The organism is Gordonia sp. ABKF26, from assembly GCF_041103195.1.
In the GTDB taxonomy this organism is placed as follows: domain Bacteria; phylum Actinomycetota; class Actinomycetes; order Mycobacteriales; family Mycobacteriaceae; genus Gordonia; species Gordonia terrae.
Genome location: NZ_JBGCVZ010000003.1, coordinates 4,000,374 through 4,024,889 on the forward strand (window position 1 = coordinate 4,000,374; position 24,516 = coordinate 4,024,889).

Here is a 24,516-nt window from a genome sequence, read left to right on the forward strand (position 1 = left end):
TCGAAGGACCTCCGCAGGGCGTCGTCGGTGCCGCCGGTAGTCTGGACCAGATGACAACAGGAGTCGCGCCCACGGAATCGGCAGTTCGCGCCGCTCTGGGCAAGGTCAAGGATCCCGAGATCGGCAAGCCGATCACCGACATCGGGATGGTCAAGTCGGTCACCGTCAACGACGACGCGAGTGTCGACGTCGGCGTATACCTCACGACGTCGGGCTGTCCGATGCGCACCGAGATCTCGCAGCGCGTGGAGACAGCCGTGGCCGACGTCCCGGGCGTCGGCGCGATCCGCGTCGAACTCGACGTGATGGACGACGAGCAGCGCACCGAACTACGCAAGAAGCTCCGGGGGGACAAGGCCGAACCGGTCATCCCGTTCGCCCAACCCGGCTCGCTCACCCGCGTCTATGCGGTGGCGTCGGGCAAGGGCGGCGTCGGCAAGTCGAGTGTCACCGTCAACCTCGCGACAGCACTCGCCGAGCGCGGGCTCAGCGTCGGCGTCCTCGATGCCGACATCTACGGTCACTCGGTTCCCCGCATGCTCGGCAGCGACGCCAAGCCCACCCAGGTGGAGCGCATGATCATGCCGCCGATCAACCACGGGGTCCGCTTCATCTCCATCGGACAGTTCACCGACGGGAACACCCCGGTGACGTGGCGTGGCCCGATGCTCCATCGCGCTCTCCAGCAGTTCCTCGCGGATGTGTACTGGGGCGACCTCGACGTGTTGCTCCTCGACCTGCCGCCGGGCACCGGCGACGTCGCCATCTCCATCGCCCAGCTCATCCCTGGAGCGGAGATCCTGGTCGTGACGACCCCGCAGCAGGCCGCGGCCGAGGTCGCCGAGCGCGCCGGGGCCATCGCCCTGCAGACGCGGCAGAAGATCCTCGGTGTCGTGGAGAACATGTCGTGGCTGGAACTGCCCGATGGCAGCCGCATGGAACCGTTCGGGTCCGGCGGCGGTGAGCAGGTGGCACAACGCCTCACGCGTGCCGTGGGCGCTCAGGTCGACCTGCTCGGTCAGGTGCCGCTCGAGACCGCCCTGCGCGAAGGTGGCGATGCCGGGGTCCCGGTCGTGCTGTCGGCGCCGGAATCGGCCTCGGGGTCCGCACTGCGCGCGATCGCCGGCAAGCTGGCGGCGCGCAAGCGCGGTCTGGCCGGGATGAGTCTGGGACTCGACACCATCCGGAACGCCTGACCGGTTCGCCTAGGTCGCGTCCCAGTCCGCTGCGGCGGGACGCGACCCCGTGCGCGGCGTGCGGTCCGGGGCGGCGCGGTTGCCCGTCGCGGAGTCGGACCTGTCGGCGGAATCCTGCTTCTCGAACGACAGCGGCGCCGAGACCGGTTTGATCTCCGGCGCCGCCGGGGTGGTGTTCCGATTGACCGTCGTCGCGCTCTCGTTCAGACGGAACAGCGAATCGTCGCCGTCGAGAAGATGTTTCGTGACGATGGAACGCGGCGTCATACCCCGGAGCTCGTTCAGATCGGCCAGCGGTTTGCGCAGATCGTCGAACTCGGGACCGAGCTCGTCCTTGAGCTGAGCGCTCGCACCGGTCGCGTATTCGCGGACCTTCTTGAGCGACTGCATCGTCCACGAGACGGCACCGGGGAGGCGTTCGGGGCCGAGGATGACCAGCGCCGCGACCACCAGGATCGCGATCTCGCCCCATCCGATGCTGCTGAACATGTGCCTCGTCCTGACTTGTGCGCTGGTGTGGTTAGTCGCTCGCCGGTGTGATGGTACCGCTGAACGTCCGACCCGCCCGCCAGTACTGGAACGGGACGGATTCACCGATGTTCGCGGTCCGGATCGCGACGTTCAACTCGTCGGCGCTCTCGATGGGGCGGTTGTTGAACGAGGTGATCACGTCGTTCTCGCGGACCCCCGCCCGTTCGGCAGGACTGCCGGCCACGACGTTGCGGACCTGCGCTCCGAGGACCCGTTCGTTGCGGACCGAACTCGCGTTGACCCCGATCTGCGGATGGTTGACGCGGCCGTCACGGATCAGCGCTTCCGCGATGGGCTTGGCCTCGTCGATCGGGATCGCGAAACCGAGCCCGATGTTGCCGCCGCCTGCGCCGAGGCGTCCCGCGGTGTTGATCCCGACCACCTGGGCCTCGGCGTTGACCAGGGGGCCTCCGGAGTTGCCCGGGTTGATCGCGGCGTCGGTCTGGATGGCGTCGATCACCGCGTCGGTGTCGGACTCCGCATCGGGGGTCAGCGCCACAGCACGATCGGTCGCGCTGACGATGCCGCTGGTCACGGTTCGGTTGAGTCCGAGCGGCGATCCGAAGGCGACGACCTCTTCACCGATCTGGAGGTCGCCGGAACTGCCGAGGACCGACACCGTCGGGTTCTCGACATTGTCGACCTTCAGCACCGCCAGGTCCGTCTTGGGATCGCGTCCGACGATCCGCGCCGGGACGCGCTGGCGATCGAAGAAGACGACCTCGAGTTTGGCGCTCTTGTCGTTCGCGGCCATCGAGATCACGTGATTGTTGGTGAGGATGTAACCCTCTTTGTCGATGACGAATCCCGACCCGGTCGCATAGGCACCGGCGGCGCGGACGTCGATCGCGACGACCGACTTCTCCACGGCGCGGGCCACCTCGGCAACCGACGACCGCGGCCCGGCGTCGCCGCCGGTGTCGTCGGTGGACAGCTCGACCGTGTCGCTGGTGAGCGGCGCGGCCACTTCTGCGGTGTACCGGCCCATCAGGCCGCCGACGAGTCCGATGAGCAAGGCGATCACCGCGAGCGTCGCCAGGGCCACCCAGCTGAGGCGCTTGCCGAGCAGGATGTCGCGCACGCCGAGTTTCGGACCGGCGTCGGTGGGGGTCTCCGGTGCCCCGGTGGCCAGCGCAGGTGCGTCGAGCCGGGCCGGACTCTCCGGGTCGCGCCACGGGTCGTCCGGCGTCCGGGGCTGTTCGGTCTGACCGTAGGTCGCGAGCGGATCCCGCTGCAGGGTCTCGGTCGACCCCGCCGGCCGACCGAAGGCCTCGGCGAGGACCGGGTCCGGGGCCGCGACCTGGGGCTCGGGCGACCGACCGTCCGTTGAGGTGGCGAACGAACCACGCACACCCGACGGCCGGCCGAACACCTGCGCGGTCGACGGCGAGACGGGTGCGTGCCGCGGCCTCGACGGCGTCAGCCGTTGCGACTCGGGCGGTTCGGCCCGACGCGCGAACTGCGCGTCACCGGGATCGCGAGAATCGGCGTCGGGAGAATCGGCGTTGGGGGCCACGTTCACCGGCCCCGGCGGCGGAAGGCGCGGCCACGGGCCGCGGGGATGCCGTCGGTCGGCGCGTCGGGCGACACCGTCGGCCCGAACTCCGTCGGGCGGGGTCGTCCGGAGGTCATGTCGATCTCGCGGGTGGGGATCTGGGAGAGCTGACCGAGCAGGGAGTCCGGGATCGACACGCGGCCGGACTCGCGCAGACGGGTGCGGGCCAGGGACTGCGCCTCCACGGCCGCCACGCACTCGTGGCACAGCGCGAGGTGGTGGGCGGCGCGCGCGTGCGCGGACATGCCGAGTTCACCGTCGACGAAGGCCGCGACCGCCTCGGGGGCCAGGTGCTCGGTGGGTGCGAAGCCGCGCCCGCCGGCCGTTCCCGGCGCACGGTAGCCCCGATTGGGCAGGAATGACGAGGGAGCCGGACTCCAGGTGTTCCACCTGCTGGGCGTCCAGGAAGACCGCCGACGACGGAGGTTGGGGGTAGGTGGTTCGACACCGCCACTCCCGGTCGGACGCCCGCGATCGCCGTCCATCATCGTCGTTCACCCCTCTCCACGACGAAACCGCCGCACGATGAATCCTGTGTTGCCACTGGGCCTGCTGCTCTTCTGCCACGGTACCGACCGGCGGCATCCGATGCCGTCCGCCGAACGCGCAGTCCTCGGCGGACCGGGGACGTCGTCGGCATTGTGCGCAGCGGCACAGGCAACATCTCAGCTTATCCGAGACTCACAACGAAGCTCGGCGGAGCAGGGTTCCCGGGACGCGCGGCGGCGCGACACCGAACTCAGGAATGCGAGCCGATCGCGACCGACCGGCTGCTCGTGTGGCCCTGTGCCGCGAGGGCGTCGCGGATGCTCTGCCGGCCGCGGTGGATGCGGCTGCGCACGGTACCCAGCTTGACGCCGAGCGTCGCCGAGATCTCCTCGTAGGACAGCCCTTCGATGTCACACAGGACCACGGCGGCGCGGAAGTCGGGCGCCAGCGTGTCCAGGGCGCGCTGCAGGTCGGGGTCGAGGTTCGTCGCGTCGAAGATCTGCTGCGGATCGGGGGTGTCGGCCGGCACGCGGTCGTACTCCTCGGGCAACGCCTCCATGCGGATCTTGCTGCGGCGGCGGACCATGTCGAGGAACAGGTTGGTGGTGATGCGGTGCAACCAGCCCTCGAAGGTGCCGGGACGGTAGTTCGACAGCGAGCGGAAGACCCGGATGAAGGTCTCCTGCGTGAGGTCCTCGGCGTCGTGCTGATTGCCCGACAGGCGATAGGCCAGACGGTAGACGCGGTCGGCGTGTTCGCGTACCAGGTCGTCCCAGGACGGCATGAGCAGTTCATCGCCGGTGGCGTCGAAACCTGCGGTGCCCGCGGGCACGGCATCGGCGGATTCGCGGGGATCGATCATGGTCGGTGGTCGGTTCCTCTCTCGTGAACACGCACCCGGTGACCCAAGCACTCACCGAAGTCGAACAGGTGACTCCGGTTGGGTATTCCCGAACTGCCGGGCGTTCACACCGACCTCCCGGGAACTGTCCCAACCGGAACAGCTCTCACCCTCTCCTATCCGAGTGTGGCCGCCGTATGAGGCGCCTGAGTGTTGCCTGAGGATGCGTCGGCCGTCCGGTTGCGAGCGGATTCGTGCAGGTCTGGCGTGCCGCGTCCGGTTCGGCCGCGGGCTCGGACTAACCTCGACGCGTGACCGAGTCAACGCCGTCCGCGCGCCCCGACCTGATCGCCTACGCCGAGTCGGCCATCGTCGAGGACGACGCCGTCATCGCCGCCCGCGCCCGCGCCGAGGAACTGGGCGCGACGCCGGTCTCCCCGGCGGTCGGCGCCTTGCTCGCCCTGCTCGCCCGGACAGCCGACGCACATGCCGTCGTGGAGATCGGGACCGGCACCGGGGTGAGCGGCCTCTGGTTGCTCAACGGCATGTCGACCGAGGGCGTGCTGACCACCATCGATCCCGAACCCGAACACCACCGGGCCGCACGGGCGTCCTTCGCCGGCGCCGACATCGCCCCCGGTCGTACCCGGCTCATCAACGGCACCCCCGTCGAGGTCCTGCCGCGGTTGTCCGATGCGTCCTATGATCTGGTCTTCGTCGACGGGCCCCTGCTCGACCTGCCCCGATTCGTCCGTGAGGCGGTCCGGATGCTCCGCCCGGGTGGGGTGGTGGTCGTCCACAACGCCACCGCCGACGGCACGGTCGGCGATCCCGCCCGTACCGAGCCACCGACGGCGGCCGCCCGCGAGGCTGCACTGCTGATCGCCGACGACGAGCAACTGTTGCCGGTGGTCATCCCGTTGGGGCCCGGAGTGCTCGCCGCCGCGAAGATCCGCTAGGCGGACTCATCGGCCGGACTAGACGTCCGTCGAGAACCGGACCCCGTTGTCGGGGATCTCGATACCCGGCCACACCCGCGCACCGCGCAACAACTCGCAGCGCGCGCCGATGTCGGCGCCGTCGCCGATGACCGTGTCCCGGACCAGCGCGCGCGGCCCGATGCGGGCACCGAAGCCGATGATCGACCGTTCCACGACCGCGCCGGCCTCGATCACCGCGCCGTCGAAGATGACCGCGCCGTCGAGACGGGCACGCGGGCCGATCTCGGCGCCCCGACCGACCACGGTTCCGCCGATGAGCAGAGCGCCCGGGCCGACGCCCGCACCCTCGTGGACGAGGGATTCGCCGCGACGGTCACCCAGGGCCGGTGACGGCGCGATCCCGCGGACGAGGTCGGCCGAGCCGCGGACGAAGTCCTCGGGCGTACCCATGTCCCGCCAGTAGGCGTGGTCGACATGCGCATGGACGTGCGCGCCCTCGGCGAGCAGTCGGGGGAACACCTCACGTTCGACCGAGACCGGCAGCCCGGACGGGATGGACTCGATCACCTCACGCTTGAACACGTATGTGCCGGCGTTGATCTGGTCGGTCGGCGGGTCCTGCGTCTTCTCCAGGAACGCGGTGACGCGACCGTCGCCGTCGGTGGGCACGCAGCCGAACGCGCGCGGGTCGCTGACGCGCACGAGATGGATGGTGACGTCGGCGTCGGCGGCACGATGACTGTCGATGACGTCACCGACATCGGTGCCACCGAGGACGTCGCCGTTGAACACCACGATCGTGCTCGCGGTCAGCTCGTCGAGCACGTTGCGGATGCCGCCGCCGGTGCCCAGCGGCTCGTCCTCGGTGACGTAACGCATGCGCAGGCCCAGTTTCGAACCGTCGCCGTAGTACTCGCTGAAGACCTCGGCCTTGAACGAGGTGCTGAGCACGATGTCGCGGATCCCCGCCGCGCGGATACGCGACAGCAGGTGGGTGAGGAAGGGCAGTCCGGCCGTCGGCAGCATCGGCTTGGGCGCCGACAAGGTGAGCGGACGCAGACGGGTTCCCTTGCCGCCCACGAGGATGACGGCCTCGACGTCCTCCCTGATGTCGTCCGATCCCCCCACGGACTGTCTTTCCACCGACTCACGCACGGTGTAGTTGTCCACTGGATCGGTTCCTTCCTCGAGGTGACCGGAGGCCACTCCGGCCTTCGGTGTTCACTGACGTTCGGTGTTCACTTCAACACTCAGCCGTCGTTTTCGCTCGCCGACGCGCGGCGCGCCGCACGAACGGCCAGCCGGGATCGCACGCCCAACCCGATCCGCAGGGCCAGTCGCAGCGGCGCGCGCCAGGGCCCCGGGTTGCGGTCCGCCTGGAACCGGTAGGCACTTCGATGGTGCGCGGGCAGCATCTTCTCCGGATGCCGACCTGCGCTGTGCCCCTTGGTGTGTACGACCTCCGCGGTGGGCACGTACACGTTCTGCCAGCCCGCCTTGCCGAGCCGGTCGCCGAGGTCGACGTCCTCCATGTACATGAAGTAGCGGGCGTCGAAGCCACCGATGGCGTCGAACGCCTCGCGCCGAACGAGCAGACACGAACCCGACAGCCACCCCACCGCACGCTCCGACGGGGTCTCGTCGTCGGCACGGTAGGCCGCGGTCCACGGATTGGACTTCCAGACCGTGCCGAGGATCGCGTGTCCGGTGCCCGACACGAGGTCGGGGACCCGGCGGGCCGACGGGTAGATCGACCCGTCGGGTTCGCGGATCAGCGGACCGAGCGAGCCCGCGCGCGGCCACCGTTGCGCCGCGGCCATCAGCTCCTCGATGGCACCCGGCTTCCACTCGACATCGGGGTTGGAGATGAGGATGAACTCGACATCGGGGTCGATCTCGGCGACACCGCGGTTCATCGCGCCGCCGTATCCGATGTTGCCGCCGGTCCGGACGAGGGTGACCGTGTCGTACTCCTGCTCGGCCCGTTCCGGCGCGCCGTCCTCCGAACCGTTGTCGGCGATGACGACCTGCGGCATGACGTCGGTGACCGCGGCGAGACTACGCAGGAAGGTCACGAGGTGATCGCCGGAGAAATAGGTCACCGTCACCACGGCTGGCTGAACAGACACGCCGCTCAGGGTAACGAACCGGTGCCGGCGTCCGACGCGGCGATCGCCGCGTGCAGCGCGTGTCGCCACGGACGGAGCGCGGTGAGTCCGGCAGCCGTCCAGGACCGTCCGGACAGCACCGAGTAGGCCGGGCGCGGCGCCGGGCGCGGGAACTCGGCAGTCGTCGTGGGCCGGACCCGGTCGGGCCCCGCTCCGATCTCCTCGAACACCCCGCGTGCGACGGCGAACCAGGTGGCGCTGCCCGAATTCGTCGCATGCAGGACGGCGCCGGCGACCTCGGGCCGCGCCCCGCCGGCGACGAGTTCCCAGAGTCCGTCGGCGAGGTCGTGCGAGTAGGTGGGTGACCCGAGCTGGTCGTCGACGACCGAGACCGTCTCCCGCGACTGTTCGAGCCGTCGCATCGTGCCGACGAAGTCGCGGCTGTCGGGTCCGCCGGTGTAGACCCACGCCGTCCGCACGACGGTGGTCCGCGGATCCGCGGACAGAGCGGCGCGCTCGCCGTCCAGTTTGGTGCGGCCGTACACGGTGGCCGGGGTGCCGGAGACGTCGTCGGGTTCGTATCCGTCGCCCGCCGACGGCCGGCCTCCCTCGTCGGTGGTTCCGGGGAACACGTAGTCGGTGGAGACGTGGATCAGCCACGCGCCGGCATCGGCAGTCCGGGCGGCGAGGACCTCGGGCCCGGCGGTGTTGACGCGGCGCGCGCCCTCGGTGTCGGACTCGGCGCCGTCGACGTCGGTGTAGGCCGCGCAGTTCACCACCACGTCGTCGGGGGCGAGGTCGCCGAGCGCGGCGGCAACCGAGGTCGGGTCGGCGATGTCGATGTCGGCCGAGGTGAGCGGTCGCACGACGGTGTCGGGAACCCCCGCCGAGCGATCCTGCAGGGCCGTTCCGAGTTGTCCGCCGGCGCCGACGATGTACACGGTGGGGTTGCTCGGCGTGACACGCATGGGCCCCATCGTGCCGGACCCGGGGAACGTCCTCCACCCGGCCCGGATCGCGTACGTGACGACGGCTACTCGCCCGCCCGGCGTTGCGTTCTCGAATTCCGGAATCACTTCAGTAGCCTGACGAGAGCACACAACACCTGACTCGTCCTGCACATCAGCATCGGCATCCTCAGGCGTGACCCCTGTCGCGTCGACGTCCCGTCGCGATGTGTCGACCTCGAAAGGGACCGTTCACCAGTGGATTCACCACCCGACGGCCCGCGCCGGCGTTCGCAGACGCGCCGTCCGGCGGGGCCGGGTCCGGATGGGCGTCAGCCGATGCCCGGCGATCGGCGCGGCCCGGAGCAGCCCGGTGCCCGGCGACGCCCGGTGCGGCCCCCGCACGACGGTGGACCCGACGGCCGCGGGGTCCCCCGCGGCTCCGACCAGCGTCCCGGTGCACCCGGCACTCCCCCGCCCCGCGCGCGCCGGCAGCCACCGCCGGACCCGCGGCGTCGCGCCGCCGACCCCCGCGACCCGGGGCGCCGGGCGGCCGCCGATCCGCGAACCACCGGTCGCCGGACGTCCGGCGACCGCCGGGCGGCACCCGAGTCGGTGGAACCCGTACCGAACCGACCGCGTCGTCCCGGTGAGCCGCGGCCCGTCCGACGGACCTCCGGCGAGATCCACACCCGCCCGGCTCCGGGTGCGAAGAAGAAGCGTGAACAGACACCCCGCACGGAGGCGGCCGAACCGAAGGCCGGCCGCCGCCGCACGCGGGACAAGCCGGCGACATCGCCCAAGGCAGCGACATCCGCCACAAAGACGACGCCGGCGAAGGCAGCGACCTCGGCCAAGTCGGCAGCAGCGACCACCCCGCCGACCACCCCGCCGGGCCGCCGACCCCGAACCGGCGGCTGGGCTGCCGGCGCCGGGTGGGGTCGCGCGCTCATCGCCGTCGCATCGGTCGCGGTCCTGTTGTGCACCGGCTACGCCTGGAACACCATGTCGGACCTGCAGACCCGGATCACTCAACTCGGCGGACTCGACCTCGGCGGCGCCGCCGACGGGGCCGTCGACATCCTCCTGGTGGGCACCGACTCGCGAACCGACGCCAAGGGCAACCCACTCTCCCCGGAGGAGCTCAAGCTCCTGCGCTCCGGGGACGAGGTCGCGACCAACACCGACACCATCCTGCTCATCCGCATCCCCGACGACGGCTCGTCGGCGACAGCGATCTCGATCCCCCGCGACTCCTACGTCGACGTACCCGGAATCGGCATGAGCAAGATCAACGCCGCCTACGGCACGACTCGCGAGAGCGTCCGGGCGCGGGCGGTCGGCGAGGGCAAGTCCGAGGGTGAGGCCGAGTCCGAGGGCACGCTCGCGGGCCGGAAAGCGTTGGTGGACACGGTCGCCAATCTGACCGGCGTGCAGGTGGACCATTACGCGGAGGTCGGCCTGCTGGGCTTCGTGCTGCTGACGAACGCCGCCGGCGGCATCGACGTCTGCCTGAACCAGGCGGTCCGCGATCCCTTCACCGGCGCGCGGTTCCGCGCCGGTCGTCAAACCCTCGACGGCCCGAAGGCCCTGAGCTTCGTACGCCAGCGTCACGGGCTCCCCCGAGGCGATCTGGACCGCATCACGCGACAGCAGGCGTTCATGGCGTCGCTCACGCAGAAGATCATCTCCGCGAACACACTGACCGACCCGGGCAAGTTGTCGGAGCTGCAGAACGCGGTCTCGCGCTCGGTGGTCATCGACGACGACTGGGACATCATCCGATTCGCCGAGCAGCTCAAGGATCTCAGCGGCGGTCGGGTGAAGTTCGCGACCATCCCGATCGTGACCGAGCAGGGCTGGAGTGAGGACGGACAGCAGAGCGTGGTCGAGGTGGACCCGCGCGAGGTGCAGGACTTCACCGGCGACCTGCTGGCACCGAAGGAGTCGCAGGGCATCCAGCGCGGCGACTACACGGTCGACGTGGTCAACGCAGGCACCATCGACGGCCTCGCGTCGAATGTGGCGAACATCCTGACCAACAAGGGTTTCCGGGTCGGGGCGACCTCGAGCGGCAAGGCCGACACGAAGGACTCGATCGTGTACGCCAAAGACGAGAGCGACGCCGCACGCCTCCTCGCGAAAGATCTGGGCGGCGCCCGGGTCGTGGCGGATCCCGCCCTGGGCGACGACCAGCTCAAGGTCGTGCTGACCAACACCTACGCCGGTCCCGGCTCCATCAGCGATACCGGCGACCAGACCGACAACACACCGGCGAGCGAGCGCGTCGGCAACAAGCGCCCGCCCATCACCGCGGGCAACGAGGGGCCGATGTGCGTCAACTGAACAACCCGAACACCATCACCGACGCCGTCTTCGCCGCGGTCGCCGACCATTCGCGGCCACTGCTGACCTACTACGACGACTCGACCGGGGAGCGCACCGAACTGTCCGGCGCCACGCTGGGCAACTGGGCGGCGAAGACGGCGAACTACCTGGTCGACGAGATCGGGATCATGGCGGGCGGTGTCGTCGCCGTCGACCTCCCGGAACACTGGCAGACAGCGGGGATCCTGCTGGGCGCGCTCTGGGCGGGCGCCGAGGTGCGTCTCGACTCCCACGACGGCGCGGAGGTCCTGTTCACCAGCCGTGACCGTCTCGACGATCACCCGGACGCGGACGAGGTCGTGGTCGCCTCGCTCGATCCGTTCGCGTTGCCGCTGCGCGACCTGCCGCCCGGTGTCGGCGACTACGGCAGCGTCGTCCGCGTCCACGGCGATCAGTACTCGTCCCGCCATCCGGCCTCGGCCACCGTCGAGGGCGCCCTGATCGGCGAGGCGCTCGACGACGCTCGGGCCGTCGCGGAACGCGACGGCATCGGACCGGGCTCGCGCGTGGTGTCCACCCGGCCGTGGCATACGGGCGATCTGGTGATCGCGCATCTCCTGACACCATTGCTGGTGGGCGGCAGCCTCGTTCACGTCACGGGGGCCTCGCCGGAACGGGTCTCGGCGATCGCCGAGATGGAGAAGGCCACGCTGGTCCTGTCCTGAATTCCGGCGGGCACGCCGCCGATCGGGCACAGTGGGGACATGCGAATCCCCCGCGCGGTGGCCCGCCTCAACAAGCGCGTGACGAACCCCATCCAGCGACAGTGGGCGCCCCGGCTGGCCCCCTACGCGATGGTCGAACACGTCGGCCGCAAATCCGGCAAGCACTACTCCATCCCGGTGCTCGCGTGGGTCGACGGCGACCGGCTCACGATCATCCTCACCTATGGGCGGCACACCGACTGGGTCCGCAACGTGCAGGCCGCGGGCAGCTTCGGACTCATCCGGAAGAACCGGCACTACCGGGTGACCGGCCCACGGGTGGTGCCGTCGGACTCGCCCGACATCGCGCGTGGGGCGCGCATCCCGGCGCGACTGTTCGAGTCCGCGCTCCTCGGCACCCTGCACCGGGCGTGATCGGATGGCCGACGATGCGCTCACGGACTTCGATACCGAGGACGTGACCCTGTGCGGGACCACCCGCCGAGTCCACCGGCTCGGCAGCGGCCCGGCGGTCATCGTCATCGCCGAGATGCCGGGGATCAGCCCCAAGGTGGCGAACGTGGCGCGCCGGATCGCCGGCGCCGGTGCCACAGCCGTCCTCCCATCGCTGTTCGGTGTCGACGGCCGGGACCCGCGTCCGGAGAACCTCGGTGCCGTCGGTTCGGCGACGAACATGCTCGGCACCGTCGCCCGGGCCTGCATCACCCGTGAGTTCACGATCCTGGCGACCGGGAAGACCTCCCCGGTCGCGTCCTGGTTGCGCGCGCTGGCCGCCCGTGAGCACGACCGGTGCGGCGGCCCCGGCGTCGGCGCGGTCGGGATGTGTTTCACCGGCGGGTTCGCTCTGGCGATGGCCACCGACGATCGCATGCTCGCCCCGGTCCTGTCCCAACCCTCGCTGCCGTTCGCGGTGTTGCCGGGACGGGCCCGTGCCATCGACGTGAGTGAGTCGGATCTGGCTCTGGTGCAAGCCCGGTGCGCGCGGGGCCTGGAGGTCATGGGTCTGCGGTTCCGCGGGGACCGGCTCGTGCCGGAGGCCCGATTCGCCCACCTTCGTGAGCTTCTCGGCGACGCCTTCATCGGCGTCGAACTACCCGACGAGTCCGCGAACCCGGATTCGATGCTGCCACAGCCACATTCGGTGCTGACCGAGGACCTGATCGACGAACCGGGACAGCCCACCCGCGAGGCCTACGACCGGGTCATCGACTTCTTCACGGAGAAGCTCGGACTACAGGCTGCGACAAGACCACCGGCCTAACCGACACGAGAGACCTACTCGCCCAACAGCTCCTGCTGCAACGCGGCGTCCTTGTCGAGCACCATCTGCTCGAGACCCTTCTGGAATTCGACCATGCGTTCCCGGAGGCCGGCATCCGACGACGCCAGTATCCGCACCGCGAGCAGACCGGCATTGCGGGCCCCGCCGACCGAGACGGTCGCCACCGGGACACCGGCGGGCATCTGCACGATCGACAGCAGCGAATCGAGTCCGTCGAGGTGTCGGAGCGGGACGGGCACGCCGATCACGGGCAACGGGGTCGCGGAGGCGACCATGCCCGGAAGGTGTGCGGCGCCACCGGCTCCCGCGATGATCACCTCGATGCCGTGACCGGCGGCACCGGCCGCATAGTCGAGCATGCGCTGCGGGGTGCGGTGCGCCGAGACGACCCCGACCTGGAACGGCACGTCGAACTCGGCGAGCGCCTCGGCCGCGGCCTTCATCGTCGGCCAGTCCGAGTCGCTGCCCATGATCAGGCCGACCCGCGGGCCGTGTGTCTCACTCATGAATGTTCATCCCATCCGTCGGTCCACGTCGCCTGCGACATCCATTGGGCCGCCCGTTCGGCACGCTCGCGTACCGACTCGGGCGAATCCCCTTCGCGCCCCACGATGTTCACGTGCCCGATCTTCCGGTCGGGTCGCTCACCCTTGCCGTAGAGGTGCACCTTGGCCTCGGGCATCCGGGCCATCAGATGGTGCATCCGCTCGTCCATCGACATCGCCGGCGCCTCCTGGGCACCGAGGATGTTGGCCATCACCGTCAGCGGGGCGCTCGGTGCGGTGCTGCCGAGCGGATAGTCGAGGACGGCGCGGAGATGCTGCTCGAACTGCGAGGTCACCGCCCCGTCCATCGTCCAGTGCCCGCTGTTGTGCGGCCGCATCGCCAGCTCGTTGACGACCAGTTCGCCGTCGACGGTCTCGAAGAGCTCCATCGCCATCACACCGACCACGCCGAGCTCGTCGGCCAGTCGCAGCGCCATCTGCTGGGCGCGCGCGGCCACCTCGCCGTCGAGCCCGGGCGCCGGCGCCAGAACGACGGCGCACTGACCGTTGCGCTGGATGGTCTCGACCACCGGCCACGCCCCGCCCTGCCCGAACGGGGACCGCGCGATCATCGCCGACAGCTCTCGCCGCATCGGCACCTTCTGTTCGGCGAGCAGCGCCGGCGCGTCGTCCGGGTAGTCGTCGAAGACGGCGAGTGCGTCCTGCGCACCGTCGACGAGCCAGACGCCGCGGCCGTCGTAACCGCCGCGCACTGCCTTCACGACGATGGCCCAGTCGTTGGCCTCGCCGAACTCGACCAGACGCGCGCGGGCGGCGGCGCGATCGCCGGACAGGTCGGCGAAGTCGGGCACCGGCAGGCCGAGTTCGGTCAGCCGGACACGCATCGCCAGCTTGTCCTGCGCGAAGTGCAGTGCCTTCGACGGCGGGAGCACGGCCACGCCCTCGGCCTCGAGCGCGCGTAGATGCGCCAGGGGGACGCCCTCGTGGTCGAAGGTCAGGGCGACGGACCCGGCCGCGGCCCGGCGCAGATCATCGAGTTCGTCGTGCGACCCCAGAACGATGTCGGCGCTGACCTGGGCCGCCGGATCCGACTCCGAGGCGGCGAGCACCCGGAGGCACTGGCCCAGGGCGATGGCCGCCTGGTGGGTCATCCGTGCGAGCTGGCCACCGCCGATCATGGTGACGGTCGGCATCCCCGACGACCGGCCGTTCGTACGTTCGGCGTCCGGCACCGGCGGCACCTGGGACGACGGGGACACGGCGCCGTCGGCCTGCTCGCGTGAATTCACGCGAACCATCGTGGCATGGGCGCGGCGTCATTCGCACGCCCCCGCCCAGGAAGCGCCCGGCGGTTGTCGTTTCGTACACTCGGATCTTGTGCCATTGATCGACGAGATGATCGCCCGCCTTCCCGCGCCGGTCCGTCGGCTCGTCATGCGGCACCACGAACTGATCAAGTTCGCGATGGTCGGCGGTACCACGTTCGTCTTCGACATGGCGATCTTCTACAGCCTGAGCCTCACCGTGCTCGAACAGAAACCGGTCATCGCCAAGGTCATCTCCGGGGTCCTGGCCACGATCCTCAGTTACATCCTCAACCGCGAGTGGGCCTTCAAGAACCGTGGCGGACGCGAGCGTCACCACGAGGCCATGCTGTTCTTCGCCATCAGCGGCGTCGGCGTGATCCTGCAGGCCGCCCCGCTGTTCGTCGCCAACAACGTCTTCGACATGCGCTCGAACCTCACCGTGTCGGAGGTCGTGGTCGTCGACTTCGTGCTCGGCTTCATCATCGGCAACCTCCTGCAGATGGCGTTCCGGTTCTGGGCGCTGCGGAAGTTCGCTTTCCCCGAGGAGCAGCTGCGGGGTGGCGACGCCGGATCGACCGATCTGCATCCCTCCCTCGCCGAGCTCAACGATGAGGAACTCGGTCACGCCTGACGCGTGGTTCCGCGGCCCGGCCGGTCTTCTCGTCGATGTCCTCGGCGAGATCGGAATCACCGCGGTCGGTCCCGACGTGCTCGCGTCCGGTGACCAGCCGGGCGGGCACGACGATCGCGAACACCGGTGGCCGACGGACGGTGAGTTCGAGCCGTCCCCCGTCGGATTCGATGAGGGCCCGGGCCAGGGACAGCCCGACCCCGCTCCGGCCGGCACCGGGTCGGTGTCCGGCCGAGAATCCCCGTCGGAAGATGTGGACGGCGATCTCGTCGGCCACCCCGTCGCCCTCATCCGCGACGGTGATGCGCACCAGATCGCCCGCGGGCAGGGTCCCCACATGGATCCGGCATGTCCCGCGGCCGTGCTGCAGCGCATTGTCGACGAGCACGCTGACCGCCTCGCGCAGCCGGCCCGGATTCGAGGTCAGTGCATGCGGCACCCCGTCGAAGGTCACGACCAGCTCCCGGCCCCGTGCCTCGAAGGCGTGCCGGAAGTCCCCGACCAGGGTCGTCAGCATCTCGGACATGTCGACGAACTCCGGGGCGGGCTCGTCGGCGCGTGACGCCTCGACCAGCTCGTCGAGTTCGGTGGACAGCCGTTCCACCTGGTCGAGCGCGGCTTCGGCCTCGGTGATCACCGCGGGGTCGTCGTGGAGGGTCAGTTCCTCCAGACGCAGCTGGATGGCGGTGAGCCGGCTGCGCAGCTGGTGCGACGCGTCCCCGGCGACCTCCCGCTCGCGCTCGAGGCGCAGGGCGAGCTCGGTGTTCGCGTCGGCCAGCGCGCGCGACACCCGGTCGAGTTCGGTGATCCCGTACATCTTCCACTGGGTCCGGAAATCTCCCCGGCCCATGGTCGCCGCGCGGTTCGCGAGATCGGTGAGCGGATCGACGATCCGCCCCGCGGTGACCGCGGCGACCAGCGTGCCGCCGATCACGGACGCGACGACGATGACGGCGACGATCGAGGCCGCGGTGAACTGGTCGTTGCGCACCTCGTCCAGCGGGATCGACAGGGTCAGCGTTCCCGCGGCACCCAGCGCGATCGATTCCGAGAGTCGGGAACCGCCGATCTCGGCACCCACGACCGTGCGCTGCGGGGTCCCCGACAGATCGGGGAAGGTGACGGTCAGGCGGCCGTTCGGCGGCAAGAGCAGCTGGAAGGCCTCGCGATCGAGGGACTCCGGCGGGATCCGGCCATCGGCCCCCTCCTGCCGGATCAGTTGATCGGCGATGACCTTGAGCCGGTTGTCGAGGTCCTGATGCGCGTTGTCGGCCACCCACCACCACGCGACGACGCTCAGCGGGATGCCCAGCAGACCACCGACCGCCAGCAGGACGGCGATCATGGTCGTGAGCAGGCGACGTCGCATGGCTTGCTACGAGGGGTCGAACCGGAAACCGACGCCGCGCACGGTCACGATGTGGCGGGGACGGTCGTGGCGGTCGTCGCCGATCTTCCGGCGCAACCAGGAGATGTGCATGTCGAGGGTCTTGGAGGACCGCAGATCGGCCGAGCCCCACACCTCGGTGAGGATCTCCTCGCGGGTCACCACCTCGCCTGCACGTTCCATGAGGAACCGCAGGAGGTCGAACTCGCGGTTCGCGAGAGTCAGGTCATGTCCGTTCACCAGTACGCGACGCGCACGCGCATCCAGTCGGATGGCACCGCCCTCGAGCACGACGTCGCCGGGCTGGCGGCGCCGTAACAGCGCACGCACGCGGGCCAACAGCTCGGCCAGGCGGAACGGTTTGCCGACGTAGTCGTCGGCGCCGGCGTCGAGTCCGACCACGAAGTCCACCTCATCGGTGCGCGCGGTCAGCATCAGCACCGCGAGCGCCGGACGCTGGGCACGCACCCGCCGGCACACCTCGAGTCCGTCGAGCACCGGCAGCCCGAGGTCGAGGATGAGCAACTCATAGCGGGTGTCGAGTGCCTTCTCCAGGGCGTCGGCGCCGGTCGAGACGACCTCGCAGCCGTAGCCCTCGCGCGACAGCGCCCGCGCGAGCGGTTCGGCGATCGCGGCGTCGTCCTCGGCGAGCAGCACGGTGGTCATCGGTCTCGGGCCGCTCGGTCGGAGTGGTCCCCGTGGTGACCGATACCCGCGGCGGGCTGGTCATAGGAGTCGCGCCGGCGTCCTTCCAACGGATGATCCTCGTCGTCGTGGACGTCGAGTACCTCGTGGTACAGCAGCGCATGTACCCGCTCCACCTGCGGGATGTCGTCGAAGGACAGCGGCTCGTCCGACGCCGATTCGATGACCAGCGTGCCGGTGCGCAGCATGCGGTCGACGAGGCCGTGCCGGAACTCGACCGTGTTGATCCGGCGGATCGGGATGTCGATGCCCGACCGGGTGATGATCCCGTTGCGGAACATCACCCGCCGATCGGTGAGCACGAAATGTGTTGTCTTCCATGCCAAGAGCGGGCGAATGAAGTACCAGCAGAAGCTCGCAGCCCATACCACCGCGACCACGAGGAGCAGAACGGTCTGCGGTGTGGACCGCAGCGACGATGCGGTGATGACCCCGACCAACACGCCCGCGGCCGCCGTCACGATCGCGAACAGCAGGAACGGACCCAGCAGGCACTTCCAGTGCGGATGTCGATGGAGGACGACACGCTCTCCCGGTGCCAGGTTCTCCCGCGGATAGGCCATGCGGCCCAGCATAAACGGCACCGGCCCGACCGGGGCCAACCCGCGTGAACGCGCCGCTCGGACACCGCCGGATCGCGGGACGGCCTGAGTAGACTGCCAACCACAGGCCACCGCCGTCGGAGAGCAGTGAGCATGTCAGGGCCCCGACACCAGATCCGACCATCGGCTTCGCGACCGGTCGGCGAGGAGAATGCCATGAGCTACCAGGATCCCCGTGACCCGCGGACCGCGCGCTACGAGTCCGGCTACACCCCTGAGTCACGCGCGTACAGCAGCCAGAACGACCCGTATGCGCGAGATCCCTACGCGGCAGATCCGTACGCCGGCCAGGGCGGTTATCCCCAGGGCGGCTATGGGCAGGGCCGGCCGCCGAAACCCCGTCGCGGCCCGGACATCAATCCCGTCACGTTCGCCGGCGGTGTGGTGATGACCGGTGTGGTCACCGGCCTGGCCGCCTGGCTGGTGGCCTGGATCATCTCCGCGTTCGTCGAGAAGGTGAACGAATCGGGCAAGCTCGGCGTGTGGAACCCGGTCGCCGCCAGCGAGCTCTGGTTCGGGGTCGTCGGTTTCCTGTGCGCCCTCGCCGCCGGCGCCCTCTGGTACGTCCTGCACATGGTCACCCCATCGCCCGACCAGTTCTACCGCTGGATCGTCGGCCTGCTGCTCGTGGCGGCCGTGCTCATCCCGATCCTGACCTACAACCAGATCTCGGTGGGCATCGAGACCGCGATCGTGCACCTCGTGATCGGCCTGCCCTCCCTGACGATCATCCCGGCCATGGCCGGCAAGAGCCTGCAGCGCTAGTCACTCCGGCCGCCCCCGCTGGCCGAGCCGAGTCGAAGTCACTCCGGCCGCAGATGGGTCACGTCGCCCGCCGCGGCCACCACCTGCTGACCATCGGCGTCGACGACGATCCGGCCGGAATGGTCGACCCCGGTCGCGGTGCCGACGACCTCGCGATCGCCGGGTAGGACCAGACGAACGCGGCGGCCGATGGTGTCGCTGCTGTCGCGGTATCGCGCCGCCAGCCCGTCCAGGTCGTGCGGCCAGAGGTCGAGCAGGTCCGAGAGCGCCCGTAGGTACGACGCGGCCAGGTCGGTCAGCGGCACGTCGCGGCCGGTCGCGAGCCCGAGCGAGGTCGCGGTCGGGACCGGCAGCTGGCCCGCCGCCATCGTGGTGTTGAGTCCGGTGCCGATCACCGCCACTCCTCCCGGCCCGGTCGGGCCGTGCTCGGAGCGGGTGTACTCCGAGAGGATCCCCGCGACCTTCTTGCCGTCGATCAGCACATCGTTCGGCCATTTGAGCGTCGGGCGCACACCCATCGCGTCGTCGACGCCCTGGACCGCGGCGAGGCCGGCCAGCAGCGAGAGCCAGCCCAGGTCCTCGGTGTGGTCGGCGACGTCGATCGCGGCCGACATGGCCAGCTGTGTGCCGGCGGGCGCCGTCCATGTCCGCGCGTGACGTCCGCGTCCCGCCGTCTGGTCGGTGGTGATGCGGACAGTTCCCCCGACGGGTTCGGCGGCGGCACGGGACACGAGGTCGGCGTTGGTGGAGCCGGTCGCCTCGACCACCTCGATCCGGTGCCACCGGGTGTCGGCGAGTCGGGTACGGAGCAGATCGGCGTCGAGGCTCATGGACAACGAACCTACTGTCCGCCGCGGTGGGACGGTCGGGTACCGCCTGTTTCGACGAGGTGCGCCCATCCCACCGACCGATCGCTCGGAAACCTGAGGGATATCTCACGTTGATCCGGTTGACGTGGCTCACACCCGGGTAGTTAGCATCGTCAGTCATGACCACTGCTTCTCGCGACGACGCCGCCGCTCCCGACATCCACACCACGGCGGGAAAGCTCGCCGATCTGCGTAATCGTCTCGACGAGACGAAGCACCCGGTGGGTGAGGCCGCCGTCGAGAAGACCCACGCCAAGGGCAAGCTGACCGCGCGGGAGCGCATCACGCACCTGCTCGACGAGGGGTCGTTCGTCGAACTCGACGCCCTCGCCCGGCACCGCAGCACCAACTTCGGACTCGCTGAGCGCCGTCCGCTCGGCGACGGCGTCGTCTCGGGTTACGGCACCATCGACGGCCGCGAGGTCTGCGTCTTCTCGCAGGACTCCACCGTCTTCGGCGGCAGCCTCGGCGAGGTCTACGGCGAGAAGATCGTCAAGGTCATGGATCTCGCGATCAAGACCGGCCGTCCGCTGATCGGCATCAACGACGGCGCCGGCGCCCGTATCCAGGAGGGCGTGGTCTCGCTCGGTCTGTACGGCGAGATCTTCCACCGCAACGTGCGCGCCTCCGGCGTCATCCCGCAGATCTCGCTGATCATGGGCGCCGCGGCCGGCGGTCACGTCTACTCCCCCGCGCTCACCGACTTCGTGGTGATGGTCGACCAGACCAGCCAGATGTTCATCACCGGCCCCGACGTCATCAAGACGGTCACCGGCGAAGAGGTGACGATGGAGGAGCTCGGCGGTGCGCACACGCACATGTCGAAGTCGGGCACCGCCCACTATGTCGCCTCCGACGAGGAGGACGCCCTCGAGTACGTCAAGGAGCTGCTCGGCTACCTGCCGAGCAACAACCGGGCGGACGCACCGCGTCTGCCGGTCGCGCAGCCGGCCGCCGGTTCCATCGAGGACACCCTCACCGAGGAGGACCTCGAACTCGACACGCTGATCCCGGATTCGCCGAACCAGCCGTACGACATGCACGAGGTGATCCGCCGCATCCTCGACGACGACGAGTTCCTCGAGGTCCAGGCCGAATACGCGACCAACATCATCATCGGCTACGGACGCGTCGACGGCCGTAGCGTCGGCATCGTCGCCAATCAGCCCACCCAGTTCGCGGGTTGCCTCGACATCGACGCCTCGGAAAAGGCCGCGCGCTTCGTCCGCACCTGCGACGCCTTCAACATCCCGATCGTCACCCTGGTCGACGTCCCCGGCTTTCTGCCCGGCACCGACCAGGAGTACCGCGGCATCATCCGCCGCGGCGCCAAGCTGCTCTACGCCTACGGCGAGGCGACGGTCGGCAAGATCACCGTCATCACCCGCAAGGCCTACGGCGGCGCCTACGACGTCATGGGTTCCAAGCACATGGGTGCCGACGTGAACCTGGCGTGGCCGACCGCCCAGATCGCGGTCATGGGCGCCTCGGGCGCGGTCGGGTTCGTCTACCGCAGTCAGCTCAAGGACGCCGCCGCCAAGGGCGAGGACGTCGACGCCCTGCGCCTGCAGCTCCAGGAGGAGTACGAGGACACCCTCGTCAACCCGTATGTGGCCGCTGCACGCGGATACGTCGACGCGGTCATCCCGCCGAGCCACACCCGCGGACAGATCGCCACCGCGCTCAAGCTGCTCGAGCGCAAGATGGTCAATCTGCCGCCGAAGAAGCACGGCAACATCCCCCTGTGACATCAGCCGGTCGTCCCGAGAGCGAGAATTCCGTGAGCGAAGAGTCGACGAAGTCCGAGCGTCCGTTCCTGACCGTCGTCGGCGGCCAGCCGACCGACGAGGACCTCGCCGTGCTGGTGACCGTCCTCGCCGGGGCCGGCTCGGGCGGCGGCGACTCCGAGCCCGCGACGCGCAACGACTGGGGCCGGCCCATCGACCGGTTGCGCCCGCAGTGGGGCGGTCCCGGGAGCTTCACCAACCTCCGCTACTGAGGTGACACGCTCATCCGAGATCGGGCCGGGTCCCACCGGCCCGATCTTCGTGCTCGGCTCGGCCTCGCCGGCCCGGCTCCGCATCCTGCGGGCGGCCGGCGTCGAACCTGTCGTTCGCGTGTCGGACGTCGACGAGCATGCGCTCCTCGCGCGGCTTCCCGGCTCCACGCCGGCCGGTGTGGTCGTCGCCGAACTGGCCCGCGCCAAGGCCGAGGCGGTCGCGGCGCTCCCGGAGATCGCCGAACTGGCCGGCTCCGGCGATCCTGTCGTCGTCATCGGCTGTGACTCGATGCTCCACCTGGGCGATCAGCTCCTCGGTAAACCGCACACGCCCGAGCGCGCTGTCGCGCAGTGGTCGGACATGCGCGGTCGCAGCGCCGACCTGCTGACCGGACACCACCTGATCCGGCTGGACCGGCGCGCCACCGCCGGCGGCACGAGTTCCACCACGATCCACTTCGCCGACGCCGACGACGACGTCATCCACCGGTACGTCGCCAGCGGCGAACCGTTGCAGGTCGCGGGCGCCTTCACCCTCGACGGCCTCGGCGGCTGGCTGGTCGAGCGCATCGAGGGTGATCCGTCGTCGGTCATCGGCATCGGGCTGCCGTTGGTCCGCACCCTCCTGCGCGACGTCGGCCTGTCGGTGACCGACTTCTGGCACCGCTGATCGAGCGCACCCCACCGCTGATCGAGCGCACCCCACCGCTGATCGAGCGCACCCCACCGCTGATTGAGCTTGTCGAAATCACTCCGCCTCGAAGAACTCCGGCCAGTACCGCTTGATGCAGTCCACGGGCTGTCCCTGGCGGTTGAACTGCGGGCCGGTGAGGCCGACCGTCAGGGCCACCGCGCGCTCGCGCGCCGACCCGTGTCCGGAGGCGCCCCCGGTGTCGCCGATGATCGGCAGCAGGCTCGCGACCTGCAGGATCTCCTTGGCGCCGAGCGCATCCCGCTGGTAGGCGGTGGCACCCCAGTTCGCGGCCAGGCAATCGGCGATGAGCTCGCTGTTCTTGCCGGCCGGGAGTCGGCGGTCCGGGATGTCGAAGGCCTCGGCCATCCGGAACACCACGTTGTGGCCGTATTCGTGCGCGACGACGATCGCGGCGGTGAAGTCGCCGACGATCGGCGACGGGACCCCGAAGACGTTGCCGTCCCAGATGGCCGCGAAGGTCTCGACCGGCAGTACGACGCTGCCCTCGGTGGGGGTGCCCTGCCCGTTCGGCTCGGTGTCCGCGCCGCAGAAGAACGCGTTCGCCTCGTCGGAGGGAATCGGCACGGGGCGCGAATCCTCGTCACCGACAATGCATTCGGTGGTGAACGAGGTGCCCGACCCGATGAGCACCCGGCCTGGCGCGGGATCCCCCAGCCGAGCTCGTCGAACCATCCGCCCCACGTCTGGTCGAGGTCGTCGAGGAGCGTCGTGAGGTACTCGGGCACCGCGGTGTCGACGTTGGCCGGGGTCACCCCGCTCGTCATGAGTTCCGCGGTCGGCGTCGGCAGCTTCGGACAGTCGTCGGGGCGGCACTGGGCCGGGTCGGCGTCGGACGGCCGAGAGGAATCCGAACCCGCGGAACCCGGCGGGCGTGACGGCGTCGGACTCGGGGTGGCGCTCGTCGACGCGGACGACCCCGGAGCCCGCCCCGAATCGTCGGACGGGATCAGCGAACATCCGCTTCCGACGGTCAGCGCCGCCACCGCGGCCAGGGAGACCGCCCACCGCACCGCGAGGGGGCCACGTCGATCGATCATTCGGCGAACCTAGCAGGCGATGACCCGCTTCACCTGCGGTTTGTCGTCTGATCGAAGCACGCTCCGGCCGATGCCCTACCCTTTATCAGCGGGACCGCAGATGGTCCGCGTGATCCACGAGGAACGTCCGAACAGCGAGCTGGAGAGCACCGTGAGCGTTGACACCGACCCGAATCCGGCCTTCGCCGAATACGCCCACCCCGAACGGCTGGTGACGACCCAGTGGCTCTCGGCGCATCTCGGCGCCAAGGGACTCAAGATCATCGAGTCCGACGAGGATGTGTTGCTCTACGACATCGGCCACATCCCGACGGCCCAGAAGATCGACTGGCACCTGCATCTCAACGATCCGGTCACGCGCGATTACATCAACGGCGAGCAGTTCGCGGAGTTGATGCGCAGCAAGGGAATCGAGCGCGACGACACCGTCGTGATCTACGGCGACAAGAGCAACTGGTGGGCTGCCTACGCGCTGTGGGTGTTCACCCTGTTCGGTCACGAGGACGTCCGGTTGCTCGACGGCGGACGCGACGCCTGGATGGCCGAGGACCGCGACACCTCCTTCGACGTTCCCGACTATCCCCGGTCGGACTACCCGGTCGTTGAGCGCGACGACACCGCGATCCGGGCGTTCGCACCGCAGGTCCTGGAGGCCCTGGGCACCGAGCCGCTGGTCGACGTCCGTTCGCCGCAGGAGTACACGGGCGAGCGCACCCACATGCCGGATTACCCGGAGGAGGGCGCGCTGCGCGGCGGGCACATCCCCACCGCCATCTCCATCCCCTGGGCGAAGTCCGCGGCGCCCGACGGCCGTTTCCGCAGCCGCGCCGAGCTCGACGAGATCTACGCCGATCTCGATCCGCAGACACCCACCATCGCCTATTGCCGTATCGGCGAGCGGTCGAGCCACACGTGGTTCGTGCTCACGCACCTGCTCGGTCACTCCGCGGTCCGCAACTACGACGGCTCGTGGACCGAGTGGGGCAATGCCGTGCGGGTTCCGATCGCCGTCGGCGACGAGCCGGGCGCCGTACCCGGCAGCGAGTGAGC

The 24,516-nt window shown here is 69.8% G+C and carries 27 protein-coding genes; 13 read left to right on the forward strand and 14 right to left on the reverse strand.

The window, feature by feature from the left end; translation table 11 throughout:
* Positions 1-50: 50 nt before the first annotated feature.
* Complete coding sequence (locus tag AB4Z55_RS18480; RefSeq protein ID WP_004020317.1) at positions 51-1,196, forward strand: Mrp/NBP35 family ATP-binding protein; 1,146 nt, start codon at positions 51-53, stop codon at positions 1,194-1,196.
* Between the two features lie 9 nt (positions 1,197-1,205).
* Here AB4Z55_RS18480 and tatB read toward each other — a convergent pair whose 3' ends face one another.
* The 4 genes from tatB to sigE form a co-directional block, all read right to left on the reverse strand.
* Positions 1,206-1,685, reverse strand: coding sequence for a Sec-independent protein translocase protein TatB (gene tatB, locus AB4Z55_RS18485; protein WP_239403691.1), 480 nt, complete (start codon positions 1,683-1,685; stop codon positions 1,206-1,208).
* 31 nt (positions 1,686-1,716) lie between these two features.
* Positions 1,717-3,249, reverse strand: a complete 1,533-nt coding sequence (locus AB4Z55_RS18490; RefSeq protein WP_369520256.1) for a trypsin-like peptidase domain-containing protein — start codon at positions 3,247-3,249, stop codon at positions 1,717-1,719.
* Positions 3,246-3,770: a hypothetical protein gene (locus tag AB4Z55_RS18495; RefSeq protein WP_051987056.1), complete on the reverse strand. Its 525-nt coding sequence runs from the start codon at positions 3,768-3,770 to the stop codon at positions 3,246-3,248. The genes AB4Z55_RS18490 and AB4Z55_RS18495 overlap by 4 nt, the downstream gene beginning before the upstream one ends.
* A gap of 251 nt (positions 3,771-4,021) precedes the next feature.
* Complete coding sequence (gene sigE, locus AB4Z55_RS18500; RefSeq protein WP_004020313.1) at positions 4,022-4,633, reverse strand: RNA polymerase sigma factor SigE; 612 nt, start codon at positions 4,631-4,633, stop codon at positions 4,022-4,024.
* A gap of 290 nt (positions 4,634-4,923) precedes the next feature.
* On the opposite strand from sigE, the gene AB4Z55_RS18505 reads away from it, so the two are divergent.
* Positions 4,924-5,571 (forward strand): O-methyltransferase, encoded by a 648-nt coding sequence (locus AB4Z55_RS18505; protein ID WP_004020312.1) that lies wholly within the window; start codon positions 4,924-4,926, stop codon positions 5,569-5,571.
* Between the two features lie 18 nt (positions 5,572-5,589).
* Here the strand turns inward: AB4Z55_RS18505 and AB4Z55_RS18510 are convergent, their stop codons facing one another.
* From AB4Z55_RS18510 to rfbD, 3 genes are all read right to left on the reverse strand, one after another.
* Positions 5,590-6,723, reverse strand: a complete 1,134-nt coding sequence (locus AB4Z55_RS18510; protein ID WP_004020311.1) for a sugar phosphate nucleotidyltransferase — start codon at positions 6,721-6,723, stop codon at positions 5,590-5,592.
* 80 nt (positions 6,724-6,803) lie between these two features.
* On the reverse strand, positions 6,804-7,682 hold the full coding sequence (locus tag AB4Z55_RS18515) for a glycosyltransferase family 2 protein (RefSeq protein ID WP_172622050.1): 879 nt from the start codon (positions 7,680-7,682) through the stop codon (positions 6,804-6,806).
* Positions 7,683-7,687: 5 nt separating this feature from the next.
* Entirely contained in the window at positions 7,688-8,638 is a 951-nt protein-coding gene (gene rfbD / locus AB4Z55_RS18520) for a dTDP-4-dehydrorhamnose reductase (RefSeq protein ID WP_033205456.1), read from the reverse strand.
* A gap of 228 nt (positions 8,639-8,866) precedes the next feature.
* On the opposite strand from rfbD, the gene AB4Z55_RS18525 reads away from it, so the two are divergent.
* From AB4Z55_RS18525 to AB4Z55_RS18540, 4 genes are read left to right on the forward strand one after another with little or no spacing between them, the layout of a single operon-like run.
* The gene (locus AB4Z55_RS18525; protein ID WP_369520257.1) at positions 8,867-10,954 is read left to right on the forward strand and encodes an LCP family protein; all 2,088 of its coding nucleotides are present in this window, start codon (positions 8,867-8,869) and stop codon (positions 10,952-10,954) included.
* Complete coding sequence (locus AB4Z55_RS18530; protein WP_239400357.1) at positions 10,942-11,661, forward strand: TIGR03089 family protein; 720 nt, start codon at positions 10,942-10,944, stop codon at positions 11,659-11,661. The genes AB4Z55_RS18525 and AB4Z55_RS18530 overlap by 13 nt, the downstream gene beginning before the upstream one ends.
* Positions 11,662-11,700: 39 nt before the next feature.
* Complete coding sequence (locus AB4Z55_RS18535; protein WP_101819028.1) at positions 11,701-12,075, forward strand: nitroreductase family deazaflavin-dependent oxidoreductase; 375 nt, start codon at positions 11,701-11,703, stop codon at positions 12,073-12,075.
* A gap of 4 nt (positions 12,076-12,079) precedes the next feature.
* Positions 12,080-12,922, forward strand: a complete 843-nt coding sequence (locus AB4Z55_RS18540) for a dienelactone hydrolase family protein (RefSeq protein WP_369520258.1) — start codon at positions 12,080-12,082, stop codon at positions 12,920-12,922.
* Positions 12,923-12,936: 14 nt separating this feature from the next.
* Here AB4Z55_RS18540 and purE read toward each other — a convergent pair whose 3' ends face one another.
* Positions 12,937-13,449 carry a 5-(carboxyamino)imidazole ribonucleotide mutase gene (gene purE, locus AB4Z55_RS18545; RefSeq protein WP_004572234.1) on the reverse strand — a complete coding sequence of 171 codons (513 nt, stop codon included), beginning with the start codon at positions 13,447-13,449 and terminating at the stop codon, positions 12,937-12,939.
* The gene (locus AB4Z55_RS18550; protein WP_369520259.1) at positions 13,446-14,747 is read right to left on the reverse strand and encodes a 5-(carboxyamino)imidazole ribonucleotide synthase; all 1,302 of its coding nucleotides are present in this window, start codon (positions 14,745-14,747) and stop codon (positions 13,446-13,448) included. The genes purE and AB4Z55_RS18550 overlap by 4 nt, the downstream gene beginning before the upstream one ends.
* 79 nt (positions 14,748-14,826) lie before the next feature.
* Between AB4Z55_RS18550 and AB4Z55_RS18555 the strand changes: the two genes are divergently transcribed.
* The gene (locus AB4Z55_RS18555) at positions 14,827-15,387 is read left to right on the forward strand and encodes a GtrA family protein (protein ID WP_033205461.1); all 561 of its coding nucleotides are present in this window, start codon (positions 14,827-14,829) and stop codon (positions 15,385-15,387) included.
* Here AB4Z55_RS18555 and AB4Z55_RS18560 read toward each other — a convergent pair.
* Genes AB4Z55_RS18560 through AB4Z55_RS18570 form a run of 3 tightly spaced genes read right to left on the reverse strand, consistent with a single transcriptional unit; the run spans position 15,359 to position 18,042 of the window.
* On the reverse strand, positions 15,359-16,756 hold the full coding sequence (locus AB4Z55_RS18560) for a sensor histidine kinase (protein ID WP_369520260.1): 1,398 nt from the start codon (positions 16,754-16,756) through the stop codon (positions 15,359-15,361). The genes AB4Z55_RS18555 and AB4Z55_RS18560 overlap by 29 nt on opposite strands.
* Positions 16,757-16,762: 6 nt before the next feature.
* Positions 16,763-17,440: a response regulator transcription factor gene (locus AB4Z55_RS18565; RefSeq protein ID WP_369520261.1), complete on the reverse strand. Its 678-nt coding sequence runs from the start codon at positions 17,438-17,440 to the stop codon at positions 16,763-16,765.
* Positions 17,437-18,042, reverse strand: coding sequence for a PH domain-containing protein (locus AB4Z55_RS18570; RefSeq protein WP_239400367.1), 606 nt, complete (start codon positions 18,040-18,042; stop codon positions 17,437-17,439). The genes AB4Z55_RS18565 and AB4Z55_RS18570 overlap by 4 nt, the downstream gene beginning before the upstream one ends.
* A gap of 195 nt (positions 18,043-18,237) precedes the next feature.
* Between AB4Z55_RS18570 and AB4Z55_RS18575 the strand changes: the two genes are divergently transcribed.
* The gene (locus tag AB4Z55_RS18575) at positions 18,238-18,846 is read left to right on the forward strand and encodes a hypothetical protein (protein ID WP_354560258.1); all 609 of its coding nucleotides are present in this window, start codon (positions 18,238-18,240) and stop codon (positions 18,844-18,846) included.
* A gap of 38 nt (positions 18,847-18,884) precedes the next feature.
* Here AB4Z55_RS18575 and AB4Z55_RS18580 read toward each other — a convergent pair whose 3' ends face one another.
* Positions 18,885-19,676: a biotin--[acetyl-CoA-carboxylase] ligase gene (locus AB4Z55_RS18580; protein ID WP_354560256.1), complete on the reverse strand. Its 792-nt coding sequence runs from the start codon at positions 19,674-19,676 to the stop codon at positions 18,885-18,887.
* A 158-nt stretch (positions 19,677-19,834) separates the two neighbouring features.
* On the opposite strand from AB4Z55_RS18580, the gene AB4Z55_RS18585 reads away from it, so the two are divergent.
* The 3 genes from AB4Z55_RS18585 to AB4Z55_RS18595 are packed head-to-tail and all read left to right on the forward strand — an operon-like array spanning position 19,835 to position 22,384.
* Positions 19,835-21,463, forward strand: coding sequence for an acyl-CoA carboxylase subunit beta (locus AB4Z55_RS18585; RefSeq protein ID WP_004572226.1), 1,629 nt, complete (start codon positions 19,835-19,837; stop codon positions 21,461-21,463).
* A 32-nt stretch (positions 21,464-21,495) separates the two neighbouring features.
* Entirely contained in the window at positions 21,496-21,714 is a 219-nt protein-coding gene (locus AB4Z55_RS18590; protein WP_004572225.1) for an acyl-CoA carboxylase subunit epsilon, read from the forward strand.
* Between the two features lies 1 nt (position 21,715).
* Positions 21,716-22,384 (forward strand): nucleoside triphosphate pyrophosphatase, encoded by a 669-nt coding sequence (locus AB4Z55_RS18595; RefSeq protein ID WP_004572224.1) that lies wholly within the window; start codon positions 21,716-21,718, stop codon positions 22,382-22,384.
* Between the two features lie 78 nt (positions 22,385-22,462).
* Here the strand turns inward: AB4Z55_RS18595 and AB4Z55_RS18600 are convergent, their stop codons facing one another.
* Complete coding sequence (locus AB4Z55_RS18600; RefSeq protein WP_369520262.1) at positions 22,463-22,993, reverse strand: metalloprotease; 531 nt, start codon at positions 22,991-22,993, stop codon at positions 22,463-22,465.
* Between the two features lie 144 nt (positions 22,994-23,137).
* On the opposite strand from AB4Z55_RS18600, the gene AB4Z55_RS18605 reads away from it, so the two are divergent.
* Positions 23,138-23,479 (forward strand): hypothetical protein, encoded by a 342-nt coding sequence (locus AB4Z55_RS18605; protein WP_369520263.1) that lies wholly within the window; start codon positions 23,138-23,140, stop codon positions 23,477-23,479.
* A gap of 138 nt (positions 23,480-23,617) precedes the next feature.
* Positions 23,618-24,514 (forward strand): sulfurtransferase, encoded by an 897-nt coding sequence (locus AB4Z55_RS18610; protein ID WP_239400375.1) that lies wholly within the window; start codon positions 23,618-23,620, stop codon positions 24,512-24,514.
* Positions 24,515-24,516: the final 2 nt, after the last annotated feature.

Excerpts from the sequence above, each read along its gene's own strand:
- AB4Z55_RS18480 (WP_004020317.1), top strand. The coding sequence starts at position 51 with ATGACAACAGGAGTCGCGCCCACGGAATCGGCAGTTCGCGCCGCTCTG.
- tatB (WP_239403691.1), bottom strand. The coding sequence starts at position 1,685 with ATGTTCAGCAGCATCGGATGGGGCGAGATCGCGATCCTGGTGGTCGCG.
- AB4Z55_RS18495 (WP_051987056.1), bottom strand. The coding sequence starts at position 3,770 with ATGATGGACGGCGATCGCGGGCGTCCGACCGGGAGTGGCGGTGTCGAA.
- sigE (WP_004020313.1), bottom strand. The coding sequence starts at position 4,633 with ATGATCGATCCCCGCGAATCCGCCGATGCCGTGCCCGCGGGCACCGCA.
- rfbD (WP_033205456.1), bottom strand. The coding sequence starts at position 8,638 with ATGGGGCCCATGCGTGTCACGCCGAGCAACCCCACCGTGTACATCGTC.
- AB4Z55_RS18535 (WP_101819028.1), top strand. The coding sequence starts at position 11,701 with ATGCGAATCCCCCGCGCGGTGGCCCGCCTCAACAAGCGCGTGACGAAC.
- AB4Z55_RS18540 (WP_369520258.1), top strand. The coding sequence starts at position 12,080 with ATGGCCGACGATGCGCTCACGGACTTCGATACCGAGGACGTGACCCTG.
- purE (WP_004572234.1), bottom strand. The coding sequence starts at position 13,449 with ATGAGTGAGACACACGGCCCGCGGGTCGGCCTGATCATGGGCAGCGAC.
- AB4Z55_RS18550 (WP_369520259.1), bottom strand. The coding sequence starts at position 14,747 with ATGGTTCGCGTGAATTCACGCGAGCAGGCCGACGGCGCCGTGTCCCCG.
- AB4Z55_RS18560 (WP_369520260.1), bottom strand. The coding sequence starts at position 16,756 with ATGCGACGTCGCCTGCTCACGACCATGATCGCCGTCCTGCTGGCGGTC.
- AB4Z55_RS18565 (WP_369520261.1), bottom strand. The coding sequence starts at position 17,440 with ATGACCACCGTGCTGCTCGCCGAGGACGACGCCGCGATCGCCGAACCG.
- AB4Z55_RS18570 (WP_239400367.1), bottom strand. The coding sequence starts at position 18,042 with ATGGCCTATCCGCGGGAGAACCTGGCACCGGGAGAGCGTGTCGTCCTC.
- AB4Z55_RS18575 (WP_354560258.1), top strand. The coding sequence starts at position 18,238 with ATGAGCTACCAGGATCCCCGTGACCCGCGGACCGCGCGCTACGAGTCC.
- AB4Z55_RS18580 (WP_354560256.1), bottom strand. The coding sequence starts at position 19,676 with ATGAGCCTCGACGCCGATCTGCTCCGTACCCGACTCGCCGACACCCGG.
- AB4Z55_RS18585 (WP_004572226.1), top strand. The coding sequence starts at position 19,835 with ATGACCACTGCTTCTCGCGACGACGCCGCCGCTCCCGACATCCACACC.